Annotated in this window: 20 protein-coding genes; 5 read left to right on the top strand and 15 right to left on the bottom strand. The window is 35.0% G+C overall.

The window, feature by feature from the left end; translation table 11 throughout:
* Positions 1-598 precede the first annotated feature (598 nt).
* The 5 genes from BM097_RS01975 (at position 599) to BM097_RS01995 (ending at position 4,227) form a co-directional block, all read left to right on the top strand.
* A complete protein-coding gene (locus tag BM097_RS01975) occupies positions 599-1,051 on the top strand; it encodes a bis(5'-nucleosyl)-tetraphosphatase (protein ID WP_090545371.1) in 453 nt (150 codons plus the stop codon).
* Positions 1,052-1,260: 209 nt separating this feature from the next.
* The gene (locus tag BM097_RS01980; RefSeq protein WP_090545374.1) at positions 1,261-1,476 is read left to right on the top strand and encodes a hypothetical protein; all 216 of its coding nucleotides are present in this window, start codon (positions 1,261-1,263) and stop codon (positions 1,474-1,476) included.
* A 24-nt stretch (positions 1,477-1,500) separates the two neighbouring features.
* Positions 1,501-2,442, top strand: coding sequence for a GNAT family N-acetyltransferase (locus tag BM097_RS16605; RefSeq protein WP_090545376.1), 942 nt, complete (start codon positions 1,501-1,503; stop codon positions 2,440-2,442).
* Positions 2,443-2,549: 107 nt separating this feature from the next.
* Entirely contained in the window at positions 2,550-2,972 is a 423-nt protein-coding gene (locus tag BM097_RS01990; protein WP_090545378.1) for a hypothetical protein, read from the top strand.
* Positions 2,973-3,165: 193 nt separating this feature from the next.
* The gene (locus BM097_RS01995) at positions 3,166-4,227 is read left to right on the top strand and encodes a tyrosine-type recombinase/integrase (RefSeq protein ID WP_090545380.1); all 1,062 of its coding nucleotides are present in this window, start codon (positions 3,166-3,168) and stop codon (positions 4,225-4,227) included.
* Here the strand turns inward: BM097_RS01995 and BM097_RS02000 are convergent.
* The 15 genes from BM097_RS02000 to mreB all read right to left on the bottom strand — a co-directional run bounded on the left by BM097_RS02000 (position 4,224) and on the right by mreB (position 18,452).
* Positions 4,224-5,138, bottom strand: coding sequence for an RluA family pseudouridine synthase (locus tag BM097_RS02000; RefSeq protein WP_090545382.1), 915 nt, complete (start codon positions 5,136-5,138; stop codon positions 4,224-4,226). The genes BM097_RS01995 and BM097_RS02000 overlap by 4 nt on opposite strands.
* Positions 5,131-5,661: a signal peptidase II gene (gene lspA / locus BM097_RS02005; protein ID WP_090545383.1), complete on the bottom strand. Its 531-nt coding sequence runs from the start codon at positions 5,659-5,661 to the stop codon at positions 5,131-5,133. Before lspA ends, BM097_RS02000 begins: the two co-directional genes overlap by 8 nt.
* The gene (aroB, locus tag BM097_RS02010; RefSeq protein WP_090545386.1) at positions 5,661-6,749 is read right to left on the bottom strand and encodes a 3-dehydroquinate synthase; all 1,089 of its coding nucleotides are present in this window, start codon (positions 6,747-6,749) and stop codon (positions 5,661-5,663) included. Before aroB ends, lspA begins: the two co-directional genes overlap by 1 nt.
* A gap of 93 nt (positions 6,750-6,842) precedes the next feature.
* Positions 6,843-7,355, bottom strand: coding sequence for a cell division protein SepF (locus BM097_RS02015; RefSeq protein ID WP_090545389.1), 513 nt, complete (start codon positions 7,353-7,355; stop codon positions 6,843-6,845).
* 15 nt (positions 7,356-7,370) lie between these two features.
* On the bottom strand, positions 7,371-8,075 hold the full coding sequence (locus BM097_RS02020) for a YggS family pyridoxal phosphate-dependent enzyme (protein ID WP_090545391.1): 705 nt from the start codon (positions 8,073-8,075) through the stop codon (positions 7,371-7,373).
* A gap of 10 nt (positions 8,076-8,085) precedes the next feature.
* Positions 8,086-9,483 carry a biotin/lipoyl attachment domain-containing protein gene (locus tag BM097_RS02025; RefSeq protein WP_090545393.1) on the bottom strand — a complete coding sequence of 466 codons (1,398 nt, stop codon included), beginning with the start codon at positions 9,481-9,483 and terminating at the stop codon, positions 8,086-8,088.
* 46 nt (positions 9,484-9,529) lie between these two features.
* Positions 9,530-9,952 (bottom strand): twitching motility protein PilT, encoded by a 423-nt coding sequence (locus BM097_RS02030; RefSeq protein ID WP_090545395.1) that lies wholly within the window; start codon positions 9,950-9,952, stop codon positions 9,530-9,532.
* A 71-nt stretch (positions 9,953-10,023) separates the two neighbouring features.
* Entirely contained in the window at positions 10,024-11,004 is a 981-nt protein-coding gene (locus BM097_RS02035) for a D-alanyl-D-alanine carboxypeptidase family protein (protein ID WP_242944640.1), read from the bottom strand.
* Positions 10,988-11,383 carry a methylglyoxal synthase gene (locus BM097_RS02040; protein ID WP_090545397.1) on the bottom strand — a complete coding sequence of 132 codons (396 nt, stop codon included), beginning with the start codon at positions 11,381-11,383 and terminating at the stop codon, positions 10,988-10,990. Before BM097_RS02040 ends, BM097_RS02035 begins: the two co-directional genes overlap by 17 nt.
* Entirely contained in the window at positions 11,384-12,499 is a 1,116-nt protein-coding gene (locus tag BM097_RS02045; RefSeq protein WP_090545399.1) for an FtsW/RodA/SpoVE family cell cycle protein, read from the bottom strand.
* Complete coding sequence (locus BM097_RS02050; protein ID WP_090545402.1) at positions 12,500-13,180, bottom strand: septum site-determining protein MinC; 681 nt, start codon at positions 13,178-13,180, stop codon at positions 12,500-12,502.
* Positions 13,181-13,197: 17 nt separating this feature from the next.
* Positions 13,198-16,038 (bottom strand): penicillin-binding transpeptidase domain-containing protein, encoded by a 2,841-nt coding sequence (locus BM097_RS02055; protein ID WP_242944641.1) that lies wholly within the window; start codon positions 16,036-16,038, stop codon positions 13,198-13,200.
* Positions 16,025-16,570, bottom strand: a complete 546-nt coding sequence (mreD, locus tag BM097_RS02060) for a rod shape-determining protein MreD (protein ID WP_177197338.1) — start codon at positions 16,568-16,570, stop codon at positions 16,025-16,027. Before mreD ends, BM097_RS02055 begins: the two co-directional genes overlap by 14 nt.
* A complete protein-coding gene (gene mreC, locus BM097_RS02065; RefSeq protein WP_090545406.1) occupies positions 16,563-17,426 on the bottom strand; it encodes a rod shape-determining protein MreC in 864 nt (287 codons plus the stop codon). The genes mreD and mreC overlap by 8 nt, the downstream gene beginning before the upstream one ends.
* Before the next feature lie 12 nt (positions 17,427-17,438).
* A complete protein-coding gene (mreB, locus tag BM097_RS02070) occupies positions 17,439-18,452 on the bottom strand; it encodes a rod shape-determining protein (protein WP_090545408.1) in 1,014 nt (337 codons plus the stop codon).
* Positions 18,453-18,474 lie beyond the last annotated feature (22 nt).

Below are 18,474 nucleotides of genomic sequence, written 5' to 3' on the forward strand. Positions count from 1 at the left end.
CATGTGCAAAAAGTTTTACCGCGGTATTACATCTCCACCTGATTTAGAAACCATCATATCAAGAAATCTTGTACCCATTAGACCAGACCGACATCGTGAAAGATACCAGTCAGCAAGAATCTTTAGAGGTTTCTTATATAGAGTAGCATAAAAATGAAAAGTTAAAAATGTTATTTAGGCAGATATACAATCTGTCTTCTTTTAATGTCTAAAAAAGGAAAAAACGAGATTGAAGCATATCACTTCAATCTCGTTTTCTTCATCGTAGCCTCCACCGCAATGTTAACTTAATGACATTGTGCAAATGGCTGGGTAAGTTCTTCTATTGGTATTATCCGACACACCTGGCCGCAATAGGATTAATATATAGATTATTCTTTCTTAGGGGGTGATTATTTCTTCATCAGCATCAAGTGATTCTATAATTTAATAGTGGGGAGCTAATTTATTAGCTACCCATGGATAAGAATGAAAAAAAGATAATATAGATTATGCTGTTTATGGATTGTACAAACGCGAATGTACAGCACTAAAAGAATATGAAAAGATTAATTGAAATAGATTTAAACGACTATAAAAAGTTTGAGGAGACAGATATATGATATTTGAAAAATCTTGTGGGGCAATAGTATATACAGTAGACAACGGCGTCATAAAGTATCTGCTAGTTGAAGAAAATAGTGGATGTCACAGTTTTCCAAAAGGACGTATGGAAAACGAAGAGACGGAAGAACAGACAGCAATTCGTGAGATTAAAGAAGAGACAAATCTTGAAGTTGAACTCATTACTGATTTTAAGGTATGTGAACAATACAATCCTGCGGAAAAGCCGGATTTTACAAAACAAGTTGTATATTTTTTAGCTCATTATTCAGATGCAAAACCCAGAGTGACAAGACCTAATGAGGTCAAGTCGTTAAAAAGCTTGAGTCTTGAAGATTCGCTCATAACTATAGAGCATGAAAATAAAAAAGAATTGCTTAAGCAAGCAGATGAGTATATAAAACATAAAATGGTATCTATGGAGAGTCAATTAAATTCCAATTTATAAAGGAAGAATAGAATGAATGTTTAGTTGCCATCATAAAACCTCCCCAAGCTTAATAAGTGGTTAACAGTTACTATTTACTTATGAATAAATATATGCAAATTCAACAGATTCGCGACTTTAATATACATTGTTGCAATTATATGGCATATATCTTTATAATATATAAATATGGAACAGTATTGGTTTTCAAAGAGAAGGGGGATTTTTCTATGGCTGATATTAAAGACATTATCAAACAATTAGGCGGTAACAAAGATTTAATGAAGCAGATTTCTAAAGCAGATTTAAGTCAGGCAAAGGAGTTATTAGACAAAGCTGGTGTAAAGGTTGATGAAGCTGACGTAAAAAAAGTAAAAGATGCTCTAGCAGATGGAAAGATTGATATCAAAGAAATCAAGGATATCGCTGGAGGAATATTTAAGTAATAGGATATACAGCACTAAAAGAGTATGAAAAGACTATTTGAAATAGATTTAAAAGACTATAAAAAAACGGATTCTGTTTTTCGAAGGCCATCAGCCAGAGCTATCATTATCAAGGGTGACAAGATGGCTCTTGTATATAGCAAACGAGAAAAATACTATAAATTTCCCGGAGGCGGAATACATGATGATGAAGATAAAAAAGAAGCTTTGATTCGTGAAGTCAGAGAGGAAGTCGGAATGGTTGTGATTCCGGAAAGCATCCGGGAATTTGGAAGTGTACTTCGCAGGCAAAAGAGCGACAAGGCTGAGAATACTGTTTTCGAGCAGGAGAACTATTATTACTTTTGCGATGTAGAGGATGAACTGGTAGATCAGGAATTGGACGCTTATGAACAGGATGCGGAATTTGTTCTCAAGATTGTTGATATTGAAGCGGCTATAGAGGCTAATGATATTTATAAAAGTGATGTTTTTTTTGATGAAGTAATGATAAAAAGGGAACTTCGTGTACTTAGACTGCTAAAGATGTCAGAAAGATATGTGGATAATGAGATAAGGCTAGTCCCTTACTACAGAAATGATGAGGTATCACTTGCCTGGTATCAGGATTTGGATGTATGTAAGCAAGTTGATAATAGGGACGAGCCATATGACCTGGAGCTTTTGCATAGTATGTATGACTACCTTTGTATCCATGGAGATTGTTACTATATTGAATATAATGGAGTATTAGTTGGAGACGTTTCACTTAGAGATAATGGTGAAATTGCCATTGTTATATGTAAAGAGTATCAGAATAGGCATATAGGAAGACGCTGTGTTAACGATATGATTATATTAGCAAAGAAGAAAGGAATGACTAGCGTTCGGGCCAATATATATTCATTCAATAAACAAAGTCAAAAAATGTTCAAATCAATTGGGTTCAAGAGTTCTGGTGATGAGTGGTTTGAATTGTGGTTCTGACGGCAAATCGTTGTTGCCCGAGCTCTTTAGAGCGAGGGATGCTTCTTGAACGCTAGTTCAAGAAGATGGGCATGTCGACAACTTCAAGTTTACAGAGGTGACTAATTTTGAAAAAAGGAATAAAGATTCTGTATTATATTTCAGTTGTAATAAGTGCTTTAGTGGGAGTGTGGCATTTCTTTGTCCCATGGATGTTTCAGTGGTATGACTATCTTCCAATGCAATATGAAAATCTTATAGTGGGGATTGATTATACGAACTATTGCTTTTCGTTACTGCTGTTTGGTTTAAGCACGATGCTAATTGTGTTAGGAAAAAGAGCATTGGCAATAAATCGAGAAATTATTTATTTTTATTTCTTTCTTACAGTGGTTTGGATATTTAGGGCATGTCTTGCCAGTTTTATTGAGCCATGGCCATTACAACCAATTCCGGCGGCTGCGATTGGACAGTTGGTTGCTTCGGATGCATTGGCGATAATGATGGTAGTGGTTAGTGTATGCTTTATTAAAGAACTTCGACGTAAATAATCAAATTTAAGTTTGTCTAAATAAATAAACATATTATAAGGAGCTGGTTTAGCTAAAAGTTATTGACAAAGAGAGTAGTATTTTGATAAATCTATCTATCGGATAAATATCTGTTTTACCGATAGATAGTATATGAAAATGCCCAAAAGTGTGGTATCCTATTATTGTAAAGCCATTTAAGGGAGGTTTATTTATGGGAAAAGATTCAGATTTCTATAAAGATAAATCAAAAAATCAAAAAGTAAAATTACGTGAGCTTCAGGCTCTACTTCCTAAGCCAGCTCTTGATTATATTTATTCTAAGGAACAAACCACTCAGACCAGCACTTTAATTGCATACTGTTATGACCTGCTTACCTTCTTTCGATTTTTAGCAGGTCCAGATGTGGAATTACAGGTCGACGATGTCAAAAAAATTGATTACGGGCTTCTTAATAAAGTTACTGCTGATGATATTGAAAAATATAAAAGATATCTTGAGCTTAACACCGTTGGTGAGCAACATGAAAACAATAAACGCGCCATTGCACGTAAACTGTCGCCACTTAGAAGCATGTATAAATACTTAACTGTTCGCGAATATGTTACGAAAGATCCAATGCAGCTTGTAGATTTACCTAAGCTTAAGAAGGACAAAAACATCGTTCGTATGAACAATTATGAGGTTCAGGCCATTTTAAATGCAATTGATTCAGGCAGCGCCTATACATCTGAACGCCAACGAAAATACAATCAAAAAACACGTGGCCGCGACCTGGCAATCCTTACATTAATGCTTAATACAGGAATTCGTGTCAGCGAATGTAATGGTCTGGATTTAACTGACGTTGATTTTCATGTTAATTCTTTAACAATCGTTCGAAAGGGTGGCGGACAGGATATTATTTATTTCAATGACGAGGTTGCAGAAGTCCTAAAAGACTATATTAACGGTGAAAGGGAATATATTATCCCTGTTGAAGGCCATGAAACTGCTCTCTTCTATTCTTTGCAGGGAAAACGAATTAGTGTAGATGCGATTGAGAATTTAGTAAAGAAATACGCTAAAATGGTAGTTCCAAACAAGAAAATCACACCACATAAGCTAAGAAGTACCTATGGTACTGCCCTTTATCGTGAAACTGGGGATATCCGCCTGGTAGCCGATGTATTAGGTCATGAAAACATTAACACTACTATCGACTACTATGCTGCCATTGAAGACGAACACAAGCTTCAGGCACGTAATGCAGTGGATTTTCATCGTAAGGATTAAATAGTTTTACGATATTTTGTAAGCAAATCTTCAAAATATGCAGGTAGAGGTGCATTTACCTCTACATACTCCCCAGATGTTGGCTGAATAAAGCCTAATGTCTGGGCATGAAGAGTTTGTCCTTGTAAATTCTTAACAGGCTTGCCGTATACCTCATCTCCAAGCAATGGATGGCCAATATGAGCCATGTGAACGCGGATTTGATGTGTACGACCAGTTTCAAGTTTAAACTGTACTAAAGATGCGCCTTTATACTGCTCTAAAACCTTAAAATGAGTGATTGCTTCTCTGCCATCACTTACTACAGCCATCTTTTTTCTATCTTTGGGATTTCGGCCAATACGGGCGTTTACAGTGCCTTCTTCTTCTTTGAAATTTCCAACAACGATTCCCTTATAAATTCTATTTACAGAATGAACCTTAATCTGGGCAGCAATATCATTATGAGCTTTATCGTTCTTACAAACCAAAAGAGAGCCAGTGGTATTCATATCTATACGATGAACAATACCCGGACGAATTTCCCCATTGATGCCTGATAAGGAATCCTTGCAATGATACATAAGTGCATTAACAAGTGTGCCGCTATAATGGCCAGGAGCAGGATGAACCACCATGCCCTTTGGCTTATTTACAACAATAACATCATCATCCTCGTATAAAATTTCAATAGGTATATCTTCTGGTTCAATATCTATTTCCTTTACAGGCTCGATGCTCACAACAATATCATCACCAAGCTTTGTTTGATATTTAGATTTGACCTGTTTTCCATTAACTAAAACAAAGCCACTATCAATGGCTTTTTGATAGTAGCTTCGTGATTTTTCTGGTAATGCTGATGCAAGATATTTATCTATGCGAATACCTTCATCAGACGAATCTTCAATTGAAAGATTAAATTCATCCATTCTTCTTAAACCTTAGATTATCTTTTATTTCTTCGAAATCCTCATCCTTATAATAGAATAATACCAGGATAAATAAAACTATAACGCTAACTGTAACGTAGCAATCTGCAACATTAAATACTGGAAAATCAATCAAAGAGAAATATATAAAATCTACAACGTAATGATTGATAATTCTATCAATATAGTTACCAAAAGCACCCGCAATTAAAAATAAGAAAACGTAATTAAGTGCTGTAAATTTCTTGACACGAGGCATTATTACCATTAAATAAATAATAAATAAAATAAGTATTGGAGTAATAATCGCAAATAAAGTCTGCTGTCCCTCTAATAATGAAAATGCTGCGCCTGTATTTTCTAAATAGTGAAATTGTAATACACCAGGTATTAATATAACATCATCCTTATTCATTAAATAAGCTACGGCTAAATCCTTTGTAAACTGATCAAAAAGAATTAAAACTAAAATAACAACTAGCGCAAAAATAAATGAAGTAATTTTCTTTTTTCTGTAAAACATTATTCTAACACCTTATCAATGGCAAAAAGCAAATCTTCGTCTGAGAAATCAATATATGAATCTGCCTCGCCAATATTTTTTAATATAATAAACTTTATTTTTGAATCTGTCATCTTTTTATCTGATTTTGATGCAGCTAAAATCTCCCCTGCATCTAATCCGGAAACAGAAACAGGTAAATTATACTCCTTTAATAGGTTAATTGCATCTAAAATTTCTGAATCAGTTATGTAGTTAAGCTTTCCTGATAAATAAAGAGCGCAAACCATACCAATAGAGACACATTGACCATGACCAAGACTAAAGTTACATAGCTTTTCAACTGCATGACCAAGAGTATGACCAAAATTAAGATAGGCACGAATACCCTTTTCTTTTGGATCAATTTCTACAACATGGCCTTTGATTTCACAGCATTTGGAAACAGTATGAGCTAAAGCTTCATAATCCTTTGCCAATACAAGATCCTTGTTTAATTTAATCCATTCATAGAAATCCTTGTCTGCTATTAAAGCGCTTTTGATGACCTCGCCCATTCCACAGGCAAAATTATCATCATCAAGGGTATTGAGGGTGCCAAGGTTCATATAGACAAGCTTCGGCATGTAGAACGCTCCAACCATATTCTTGTAGCCTTTAAAATCCACACCTGTTTTGCCACCAACAGAACTATCTACCTGGGATAATAAAGTGGTTGGGATTTGAATAAAATCGATTCCCCTAAGAAATGTAGCCGCAGCAAAGCCAGTTAAATCTCCGACAACGCCACCGCCAAGAGCTACCAATAAAGAATTACGAGTAAAATGCTTTAGTATCAAATGTTCATAAAGCATATTTACCGTTTCAAGATTCTTTGAAGCCTCGCCAGCTTCAAAGCTAAAAGAACAGACTTTACTATCAGTCTGCTTAAATATATCCAAAACTTCAGCTAAATATATTTGTGCAACATTGGAATCCGATACAATACAAATATTATCGTATTTACGGTTTACCTCCAAATTAAAGCAATCTAGCAAATCATTAAAATCTGGCCTAAAACAAATCTTATAACATGGCATTCCTTCGTAATTAATATTCAAGTCTCTCATACATTTCTCCCATAACATTAAGCAATAAACCTGTAGTAGATTGTAACATATATATAAATAAAAAGCACCAGACATAAGGCCTGGTGCCTAAATTTAAAAGCCTGTTTGAATTCCTGTGAAGTCAAAGGCATCTACGATTCCTGCCAAATCACCAGATAACTCAACTCCTGCAGGGGTGATAATGAAGATGTAATCTTCGATTCTCTGGAGATTACCATCGATTGCGTAGCATGTACCACAAGTGAAATCAATGATACGCTGGGCAACTCCTAAGTCCAATCCCTTCATATTAAGTAAAACAGTTCTTTCTGCTAATAATGTCTCAGAAATCTCTCTAGCATCTTCAAATGAAGATGGTTTAATTACACAAACCTCCATAACAGTTCCTTTCGATTTATTTCTCATAGGTGTAATCTTAGGAGCTGGCTTTACAGCTCTAGTCTCTCTTTCAGCTGGTTTGTTTAAAGCTGGACGCTTTTCATCCTCATTATTTTTAGAAAACTTGTTAAAGAAGGATTTTTCTTCCTCTTCATCATATAAATCGTCATCATCGTAATCGTCGTAATCATCACTTAGATGCATTGCGTCTAACATTCTTTCAAACATTGTATTGCTCCTCTTTTATATGCTATAGTTTCTCTCTCCAAAAATAGCGGTGCCAACTCTAATATGAGTAGCTCCTTCCTCTATGGCAACCTCAAAATCATTAGTCATTCCCATAGATATAATATTCATACTTACATTATCAATGTTTTCATTAGCTATGTCAACAGATAAATCCTTTATTTTGTGAAAATTTGCTCTATTTTCTTCTGGAACCACAACATTTGGTGCTATTGTCATAAGACCTTCAATGCGGACAGCATCAAGATGAGAAATCTCCTGGCAAAGTTGCTTTGCCTCTTCGTATTTAACGCCAAACTTAGAAGCTTCATTTGCAACATTTACCTCAATAAGAATAGGAACAACAACACCGTGCTTTTTAGCCTGAATATTGATTTCTTCAGCCAATCTATAGCTATCAACAGAATGAATAAGCTTAACCTTATCAACGATATATTTAACTTTATTTCTCTGTAGATGCCCAATAAGATGCCAATTAATATCCGCTGGCATTTCAGGGATTTTGCCTGTTAGCTCCTGAACCTTATTCTCACCAAATTCACGAATTCCTTCGTCATAGATAACCTGTAAATCCTCTACAGGCTTTGTTTTGCTAACAGCTATAAGAGTAACCTCACTTCTATCTCTACCTGCTCTCTTGCAAGCCTCTGCTACTCTTCTTTCTACATCCTTAAGGTTATTCTTTAATTCTTCCTGTCGCATAATGTCTCCTTTAATTGATAATCGTGTTTTCTTCTACCTCATCACCCTGAAGAACTATATGGTCATACATCGATATACCATAACTAGTTCCAGTTTTGATGATGGAATAATCATCATTTTGATACAGTATTTCTATCTGCTTAAATACAGCATACCCCTTATTTACATTAAATACACCCTTTAATTTACCTGTATCGGCGCCTATAACATACTCTTCGTTAGAATTAGGCTTTATAAACCTATCACCTCGGCTAACCAATTCGTTATCTATATAGTAAAAATCATCGTTTTCATAATAAACGGTAGGATTAATGACAACATTTCCTGCCTCCGATTTAAGAAGAAAACCGGCATTATCATCATTATTGCCCATTACCATATAATCCTTAGGTATAGTATAAAATTCCTTTTCAACAATAGATGAATTAGGAATCTTTAAACCTGAAATATTGTTATTAATAATCTGTATATGAACGAATCTGGAATCAGCATATCTATCCATTGAGTCGTCAAGCGATAGTATAAGATAATACTTTCCAGCCTTTTCCGTAAAATCAAGATTAGTCCATGTTTCAGTTTCATCCTCTAAGAATTTAATTTTAAGATAGGTCTCGCCTTGCAGGGATTCATATAAATCCTTATCTACCTCAAGCACCAAATTCCAATGATCTGAGGTGATAACCTTATATACCGCCTGACCGGCAATAACAGATTCCTGCGCCTTAAGATTTACAGCTGAATAATTTGATATATCAAGGGATTCAGATACAAAATTGTCAACTGTAATATCCTCTAAACCGTCAATAGAATAAACCACAAGCCCTGGAACCGGACTGCTATAAATGTTAAAAGATCCTGCAGAAATGGCATTTGATAAGGATTCTCCCATAGACTCCATGGCGGAAACTGTATATAGCTGGGCAACCTGAGAATCTAATTCATTCTTAAAGGTATAAGTCTTATTAAAATCTATAGGATCATAGGTCAACATGTAATTAGCTACAATTGACTGAAGCTTGGAATAATCCTCATCATCCAACTGAATCTCTGATTTCGAGGTGGATTCTTCGATAGATGAAAGGATTTCTCCTGTTGTATCCAATGCGTAAACCTGGGTTTTGGCACCAACCTTACCAAAATTTTCAGCAAGATAAAGAATATCACCATTATTTTCAGCAGTAACCACCTGCTCCTGCCTGATAGCCAAGGCATTATATTCAAGATTAGATGATATGGAACCTTGCGAAACCTCATAAACAGTAATATTATCAGCGGTAATGTAGGTAAATAAATGATAAAGCATATAAATAAACATTACGCCGATAATAATAAATCCAATAGAAAAATGATACTGCTTCGGATATTTAATTATTTTGTCATTCTTTTTTACTTTCTTCTTTTTTGCCATATATACATAATTATAGGGCACGTTATCGTGCCCTAAGATTTATTTATTATAAAGATACGATAATCTTTTCCTTCGCATTTTCTGGTAAATCTTTTTCATTCTTACTAACCGAAAGCACGAATTTAACACTAAACATGCTGCAAATTTCATCAAGCTTATCAATGGCTTCAGCTAAAGCTGAGTTATCATTGATATTAGAAACAGTTAAAAAGCTATCAAGGAAGACTTCTTGAATATCCGCATTCTGTGATAAAACGCCACTAAGGAAGCCTAAAAACTCATTCGAAGTCTCGATTGGATAATCCCCCATGTTAATCAAACGAATCTTCGAATCTAACTCATACATGTGCTTTGTATTTTTGTCGATATATACAACTGCACCGTCCACATTCTTGATATCAGAATTAACCTTATCAAGAAGATACTTTGTTTTGCCTTTGCCCTTTTCGCCTGAAATAATTTCCACCATGTCCAAATACCTCCCTTAAGTTATTATTTATAATTATCATAGCATAACACTATAAAAACCTAAATAGTTATTTATAAACAATAATTACTCAAAATTTCGTTCATTAGTAGATATAGGTTTGAACGGCAATCCGCATTAAAAACTATCGATATTATCTTGTCATGGTCCTCATTTTCTGAAAGAAGAACTAAGCAATATCCCGCTGCTCCAGTAGTTCCTGTTTTACCACCGATTATTGTAAAACCGCTAGGAGTGGTAATTTTACCTGTAGTATATTGATTTGTTGTGTTCCACTCTACTGTCTTTGGAGAACCGCCGCTTGTGTAATTGGCAGTGTAGTTACTTGCGGTAAATATATTGTAGAAGGTCTCATTTTTCATAGCTGCATTTAAAATGAGATACATGTCGTACACTGAAGTGTAATGATTTTCATCATGAAGACCATTAGGTGTTACAAAGTTAGTATTTGTAGCACCTAGTGATTTGGCAGTTTCATTCATTTTAGCAACGAAAGTCTCTACATCACCACTAATTCCTTCTGCTATTGTAACAGCTGCATCGTTACCGGAACGAAGCATCAACCCGTAAAGCAAATCTCTTAAGGAAATTACATCTCCCTCTTTAAGATTAATAACAGACGAATCACTGTCCTGTTTAACTGCATTAGCACTTACAGTATAGAACTCATCTAAATCGCCATATAAACAAGCTATGTAGGCAGTCATGATTTTTGTAGTAGATGCAGGATACATTTTTTCGTGAATTTTCTGGGCATATACCACTGTTTGTTCTGTAGTATTAAATGCACCAGCTGCCCCAGCCACCTGAGAATCCACGGCTGAAGTTCCTAAATCCTCTGTACCTGTTACACATAAATCCTTTGCAAATAGCTCTATATCCGAAGATGAACCATTATGAGTAATCCCATATACAGTGGAAGTGTCGTACATATCGTAGGTGGCAACGGAAGTATCATCACTCTTGCAACCTACTAACGACAACATGAGACATAGTATTAATATAATAGAAAAAATCTTATTTATACATTTCACGCCACTCAAGATCTCCTCTATCAAGTGATTTAATAAGCAATTCAGCAGTTGCTAAATTTGTGGCAAGAGGAATATTATTTGCATCACAAATTCTTACAATGCTATTAACATCTGGTTCGTGAGATTTAACTGTAAGAGGATCTCTTAAAAATATTACCAAGTCAATTTCATTCTGCTCAATCTGAGCGCCAAGCTGCTGAGTACCACCTAAATGGCCAGCCAGATATTTATGCACGTTAAGATTAGTTACCTCTTCCACTAAACGGCCAGTAGTTCCTGTTGCAAAAATTTCGTTTTTGCACAAAATACCTCTGTATGCAATACAAAAATTTTGCATAAGCTTTTTCTTAGAATCATGTGCCACTAATCCAATATTCATTTAAAATAGCCTCCCATTATTATTTTTAGATTGAAGACCAACATTTAACACAATTCCGATACCAAAATAAACAGTAACAAGTGATGTCAAACCATAACTAACAAAAGGTAATGGTAAACCTGTATTTGGCATAAGTCCTGTAACAACACAGATATTAACAAAACTTTGGAAGCCTATTAATGTAGCCATACCAACACAAATTAGTTTTCCAGATATATCTTTAGCTCTTTTAGCCAAAAGCAATATCTCTATAGTGATAAAGAAAATTAAAGCAATAATTATAGCTGAACCAATAAATCCTAGTTCCTCGCCTGCAACAGCGAAAATAAAATCAGTATGAGGTTCTGAAATATAATTACCATTCTTAACAGAATCAAAGGCTTCATTGCCAAGTCCCTTACCTAGTAGCTGTCCTGAACCTATCGCCATAATAGAATTCTGTTGCTGGTAAGAGCTAGATGGATATTTCTCTGGCTTAAGCCATGCAAGGATACGCAAGCCCTGGTATTCATCAAGAATTGTTTGTCCCTCTCTACTAATCAGAACAAGCAATATAATTATTGATGGAATCGAAACACCAAGTACCGCTCCAACTAGCTTATAACTAACTCCTGTTACAAATATCATAACACAAATAATCATCATTGTGACTATTGTAGTTGATAAATCTGGCTCTTTTAGTATTAAAATTAAAGGTGCAGCCGATAAAACTATTGTCAAAGCTAGAATTTTAGGCTTGTTTATATCTTCCTCGAACATCATAAAAAACCAGGCGAAAAACAAAATAAGTAAAATCTTACCTAACTCTGATGGCTGAAATCTGATACCTACATCAATCCATCTGGTAGCACCACCGGTTTTATCACCGAATAACAATACAGCTACAAGAAGCAAAATTACAAATCCATAGAAAAACCAATGAAAATGCAATAAATAATCATAATCAATTAATGCCATAATGGTCATTATAAAAATGCCCAAAATCATACCTAGAATTTGCTTTTGCTGGTTTGACTCATTGGCACTTCCAATTACGAAAATTCCGATTATGGTAAGAGCTATAACGGCAATTATTAATTTAATATCAAGATTTTTAAATTTATAATTATGAAACATTTATTTTATTCCTTTTAAAAGTCCACTTGAAAGTGGTTCTGCAAGCAATTCTTTATTCCAAACAGTGATTCCCATAGGTTCCTTAGCCTTACGATGAACTCTTAATGACCATTTTTCCTGAACCTTAATATCACCAGTAATTGTACCTATTTGAATATTTTTAGAATTAAGCTCTCCAGCCACAATATAGCAACCAGTATTATCAGGATAGCCTGCATAAGCTGAACCTTCCAAATCACCAAAGACAATAACATTTCCCTTAGCTTTAACACTGGCCTTAGATTTTACATCTCCAAGGATAACAATACTTGAATCAGATTCTATAATATCATTCTTAGTTACGCTGCCGCGGATGATTTTAGCATTCTCAAAAATATCATCCTTATAGAAGCGGTCTATCTGACCAAGCATTCTAGTATCCTTAAGCTCATTGTTTTCATTTAATAGGATAACCTTGATTTTGGAATTAAGTTCGATTGCCTGAATGAGAATAAGTCCTTCTTCGTTAGTAAGCTCTCTTCCAATTGTTTCAAGAATCATTGAGGTTTCACCGAAGAAATCTGCCGAAGAAGCAAATTTCTCGCAAACCTTTCTAACTAATTCTTCAAAAGGAATTGTTCCATCCAGTTGCAAGGTTAATCCATATTTATTACTTTTTAAAATAACAGCCTCATTACTCATTTTTATTCTCCAATATTTTAATCAGTAAACTCATTTCCTGAATTAGAAACTATATTTGCTTCTCCATCTAACAGGTCTTCTGTTTCAGTAACACCAAAGTAGTATGCCAAAATATCCTTTGAAACCTCTGCCGCATTATGAGAGGTATAACCATAGGCGATACGAGTTGCAATTGATACTTCAGGATTGTTATATGGTGCAAAACCAATAAACAAAGCGTGGTTAGGACGGTTAGATACCTGCTGCGCAGTACCAGTCTTACCAGCCACCTCTACAGAAAATCCATTAAAGGATGATAAGGATTCACAAACCATCCTCATACCATAGTGAACAGCATCCCATTCAGCAGTATTTAATACATCTACCTGATTACGAATGCTAGGCTTATAATCCTCTATAACATTACCATCTGCATCTCTTACACTATCCAACAAAGTAAGATTGTAAACATTACCTCTACTAGCAATTGCTGTGGCGTATCTGGCCAAGCCAACTGTTGTAAAGTTATTATCAGACTGACCGATGGCTGCCATGACAGGGTATTCAGTAGCAATATGAGGACTATTCTCCTCTATTTCTACACCTGTAGTTTCATCCAAACCGTAAAGTGAAGCGTACTTGGTGATTTTATCAATACCTTTTACATCATCATAAGCACCATCACCACCTGCAAGTCTCCAGCCTACTTCGTAGAAGAAGTAGTTACAAGAATCTCTGATAGCTTCTGAAACATTGATATTACCGTGATTGCTTGGGTAAATCCAACATTTAGGGTTGTTTGAAACCTTTGTAAACTGACCTAAATCGTTTATTTGTGAAGTAGTTGTAATAACACCTTCAGCAAGACCAGCTGTGGAACTTACAATCTTGAAGGTAGAACCAGGAGCCGTTCTCTGCTGTGTAGCATAGTTATAAAGTGGATTAGCTGCGCTATTTGTAAGATAAGCATAATAATCCGAATCAACTGAATTGGCCAATTTATTGTTATCATAGCCAGGATAAGTAACCATAGCTAGGATTTCACCAGTTTTTGTATCAAGCATTACTGTAGAACCTGAACAAGGGTCAAGAGCAATCTGACCAGGTGTAATTTCAAGTGATTTTATCTTCTTTTTCATGAAATCAAAGGCTGTAATGCCTCCACCTGAAAGGGCTGCATAGTCTTCATCATCCTTTGATAAGATTCCCTGCTCGTATAAAATCAAGCAAAGCTGATTACCTGATATTCCATCGTCTAAAAGTAAATACTTATATACAAGTTTTTCAAAATTAACATCAGTAGAAAGATAATCAATTACATAATCTATCAAATCATTGTAAAGCTCTTCTGTATCTGCATACTTTGCCTGAGATTCATATTTGGTAATATCAATCCAGTTTTGTTCAATTGCATAAATCAAATATTTATTTACTGCCATTTGCTCAGATGTCCAGCTGGTCTGAACCTCTGAAGATGTATCAATAGCGCTTGCGTCAAAAATACCTAAGCTCTTAAGCTTTGTAACAATATAGGTAGAGTATGCCTGATATTCCTTAGGCAATTCACTATATATCGCTTCGTTATTGGTGCGAAGCTGAGCCTTAAGGGTAGACAATACTTCCTTTTCCTTAGTCTCGTAGGCAGCTAAAACTGCTTTTTCAATATCCGAAGCATTCGGATCATTGAAAGCATTTGTATCTATTAACCCATTTTTTATTAATGAATAATAAACATCATATATAGGAACTACTACATCTGATGATGAATTAATATTAGATTCCTTAATGTTTTGTATCTTAGAATACAAAATACCGGCAATCTCCTGCTCAAGCAAAATATAAGCAGCCTTCTGTAAATCCATATCAATAGAAAGATAAACATCATTTCCAGATTCTGATGCCTTATGATCACCCTCTGCAATTGTGTTACCTACACTATCAACGTAAAGTGTTTCGTAACCCTTTGTACCTGAAAGATAATCATTCATGTACTTTTCAATTCCAGATTTACCAACAACATCAGTGGCTTCAACATTCTCATCATTTTTTGATAGTTCTTTATATTCTGAAGTAGAAATCTGACCAGTGTAGCCAATGATATGAGCGAAATACTCGCTGTCTACATAACGACGAAGGGATTTTTGCTCTACATCAACACCAGTTAATTCGTTAATATTCTCCTTTATAAAAGCAACTGATTCGTCTGAAACATCTGATGCGATTACAGTGGAAATATATTTTTGATAGGAATTTTGGCCCATGTTGTAACGAACAACCATTATTTCATATCTAAGCTTTTTAGAGTACTTATCAGAAATATTGTAGACCTTTTCCCCCTGGAGATAATCCATAATCTGATCAGGAGTAGCTGTAGCCTCGTCAAATCCAAGCTTTTCATTATATTCAAGGTCATCGGGGCTGCTCTTACCAAAGACATCAGCTCTAAAACGCTGTAAGGATGAGCCCGAATTTAAAAATTGATACTGCCCAGAGGAATCAATAAATATTCCAAAATTGTTATCGATTCTATCACCGTTGGCCTCAAGCTTTTTGATGATACGACCAATTTCGCTATTTAATGATTTACTACGTTCTGCCTTAGAGCTGTAGGTTCCGTTATCCTGAATTGTGACAGCGTAAACAAGCTCATTGTAAGCCAGCAAATTACCGTTTCTATCATAAATATTGCCTCTTGTGGCTGGAATTGTTTCAGTTTTTTCAAGTTTGAGATTGTAATTATCCTGGTATTCACTACCATTGATAATCTGCAAATAAAAAAGACGTGATATAAGAACAGTAGCAAATAAAACCATTGCTACTGAAACTACACGAATACGCGACGAAAATAGGTTTTGTAAAAAGTCCTTAATAATTTCCAATTCTATCAGAACCTTTCTTTTCTAATTTTTCTACCCAATTGTTTAAATGAAGAATAATATAATAAACAAAAATGGATACAACTAATGTGTAAACAACCTCAGGTAAAATGATATTCATTAAGTAAAAGTAAAAATCATGCTGAGATCTGATAGCAAATAAAACTAAAAATGTAATTATTCCATATATGAGATCACTTGTGCCAATAAGAATCATTGGCAGTCTAAGATCATCACCGAAAAATTGCTTTCTAAATAAACCATTTAGAAAGCCAATATACATATAAATCATTGCATAGGTGCCAAAAATACCGCCTGAAAAAATATCTAGCAATAGGCCAGAGAAAAATCCTATTACGGTACCATATCTTCTGCCCTTCATAAAACCATAGGATGCAACGATACACACTAATATATTAGGTGTAACTCCTGCAAGACGAAGACGTGAAAAAACACCTACCTGCAGAAGAAAGCTTACATATATAACAACTGCAATTATGAGTACTCTTCTAATATATAGCTTAATGTCACTCATTCTTGTAAGACTCCTTCTGCTGTAAAATAACAAGAACATCTGAAAGATGTTTAAAATCAACTACTGGTGTAACTGTTCCAGATTTTGTTAGCTCATTTTCATCTAAATTGACGCTTGATACATATCCAATCATTAAACCAGGCAAATATTTATCAGAAATATTTGAAGTGACTATAACATCACCTATAGCAACCTTATCCTCGTCATCATCCAAATTCGAAAACAGAATAAGATTATCACTGGTCATGTTTTCTAATGATCCAGAAACAATACAATTATCCTCTGTAGATGAAATAGTAGCACTTACATTTGAAGTATCATCAATGATAGCTCTAACAACGGCATATCCATCTCCAACAGATGAAACGATGCCCACAAGGCCACCATCAGCAATAACATTCATATTCTTTTCTATTCCATCCTTAGAGCCCTTATCAATAATAAAGGTATTAAACCAATTTGAGGTACCTTTACCAATGATTCTTGCTCCTGTAGTCTCATAATCATAGTATGTCTGGTCAAGTTCATATAATTCCTGAAGCTCAGATAATTCCTTTATCTTAAGCTCCATATTGCTGATTGTAGAATTTAAATCATCAACCTGTGCTCTTAATTCTTCGTTTTCCTCAACAAGCTCTTCCTTTGTCTTAGTATCAGCGGATGAAACTGCAATACTACTGCCAATATAATCTATTCCCTTTTGCATAGGAATAAACATGTGGTTTGCAATAGTTTCAAGAGGACCACCAGAAAATCCTGTTGAATAACTAAAGAATAAAAGCATTATGCAAACAATAGATAAAATCATGAGTAAGTATTTACTTGGAATACCACCACTCGCTTTTCTTTGTCTCATATTACCTCTTAATTATTTAAAAATTCTATGTTTCATACCATAACCATAAATCTTGAATTTAGGATCTGAAAGCACCTGACCAAGACCTCTTACGCAAGATTCCTGTGGTTCTTCAAAAGCATTAACCTTGATATTTGTAACCTCAGAGAATAAATCAGGAAGCTGATATAACTGAGATGTACCACCTGTAAGATAGATACCTGAATGAACAATATCTTTTGCAAGCTCTGGTGGAACCTTTTCAAGAATAAGCTTAACGTTAGTGCAGAAGGTCTCAAGATCTGCGCTAATTGCATTGTAGATTGTGTCGCTTTCGATTTCCATTTCAATTGGAAGTCCGCTTACCACATCACGACCTACAACAGTAAGCTTTTCTCCTCTTCCCTCTAGAGCAGAACCGATTTCCTCTTTAAGCTGCTTTGCAGTCTTTTGACCGATAACAAGATTGAAGTTGCGCTTTAAGTAAGTAACGATTGATTCATCAATTTGGTTACCACCAAATGGAAGAAGCTCTGATAAAACAAGTCCTCCTAAAGAAATAACTGAAATTTCTGTAGTATCAGCACCTAAGTCTACAACCATAACACCTGTAGGCTCAGAAACATCAAGACCTAAACCGATTGCTGATGCAATAGGCTTTTCGCATATACGAATTGAATGTGGCTTATTCTTAGATTTGCTAAATAAGTCAGCAAAAGCCTTCTTTTCAACCTCTGTAATATCTGTAGGAACTGCAACTACAATGTCGCTTCCTTTGATTTTACCCTTTAAATCGTTTTCCAAAACCTGGAATAATAAAGTCTGCATGTTATCAAAATCTGCAATTACTCCAGAAACAATTGGAAATGAAACAGCTATAGTTTCAGGTGCCTTTTCATACATAGAATAAGCGCTATCACCGTATGAGTACATCTGATTTTTGTTAACAATAGCGATTGTATTTTTAATATTTGTAATCTGATTGTTAGAACCACTAAAAACCTTTAGGTTCTGTGTTCCTATATCAATACCAAATGAATTGGCCATGACATTCCTCCATCTTATATAT

Source organism: Pseudobutyrivibrio sp. OR37 (assembly GCF_900113655.1).
Lineage (GTDB): Bacteria > Bacillota > Clostridia > Lachnospirales > Lachnospiraceae > Pseudobutyrivibrio.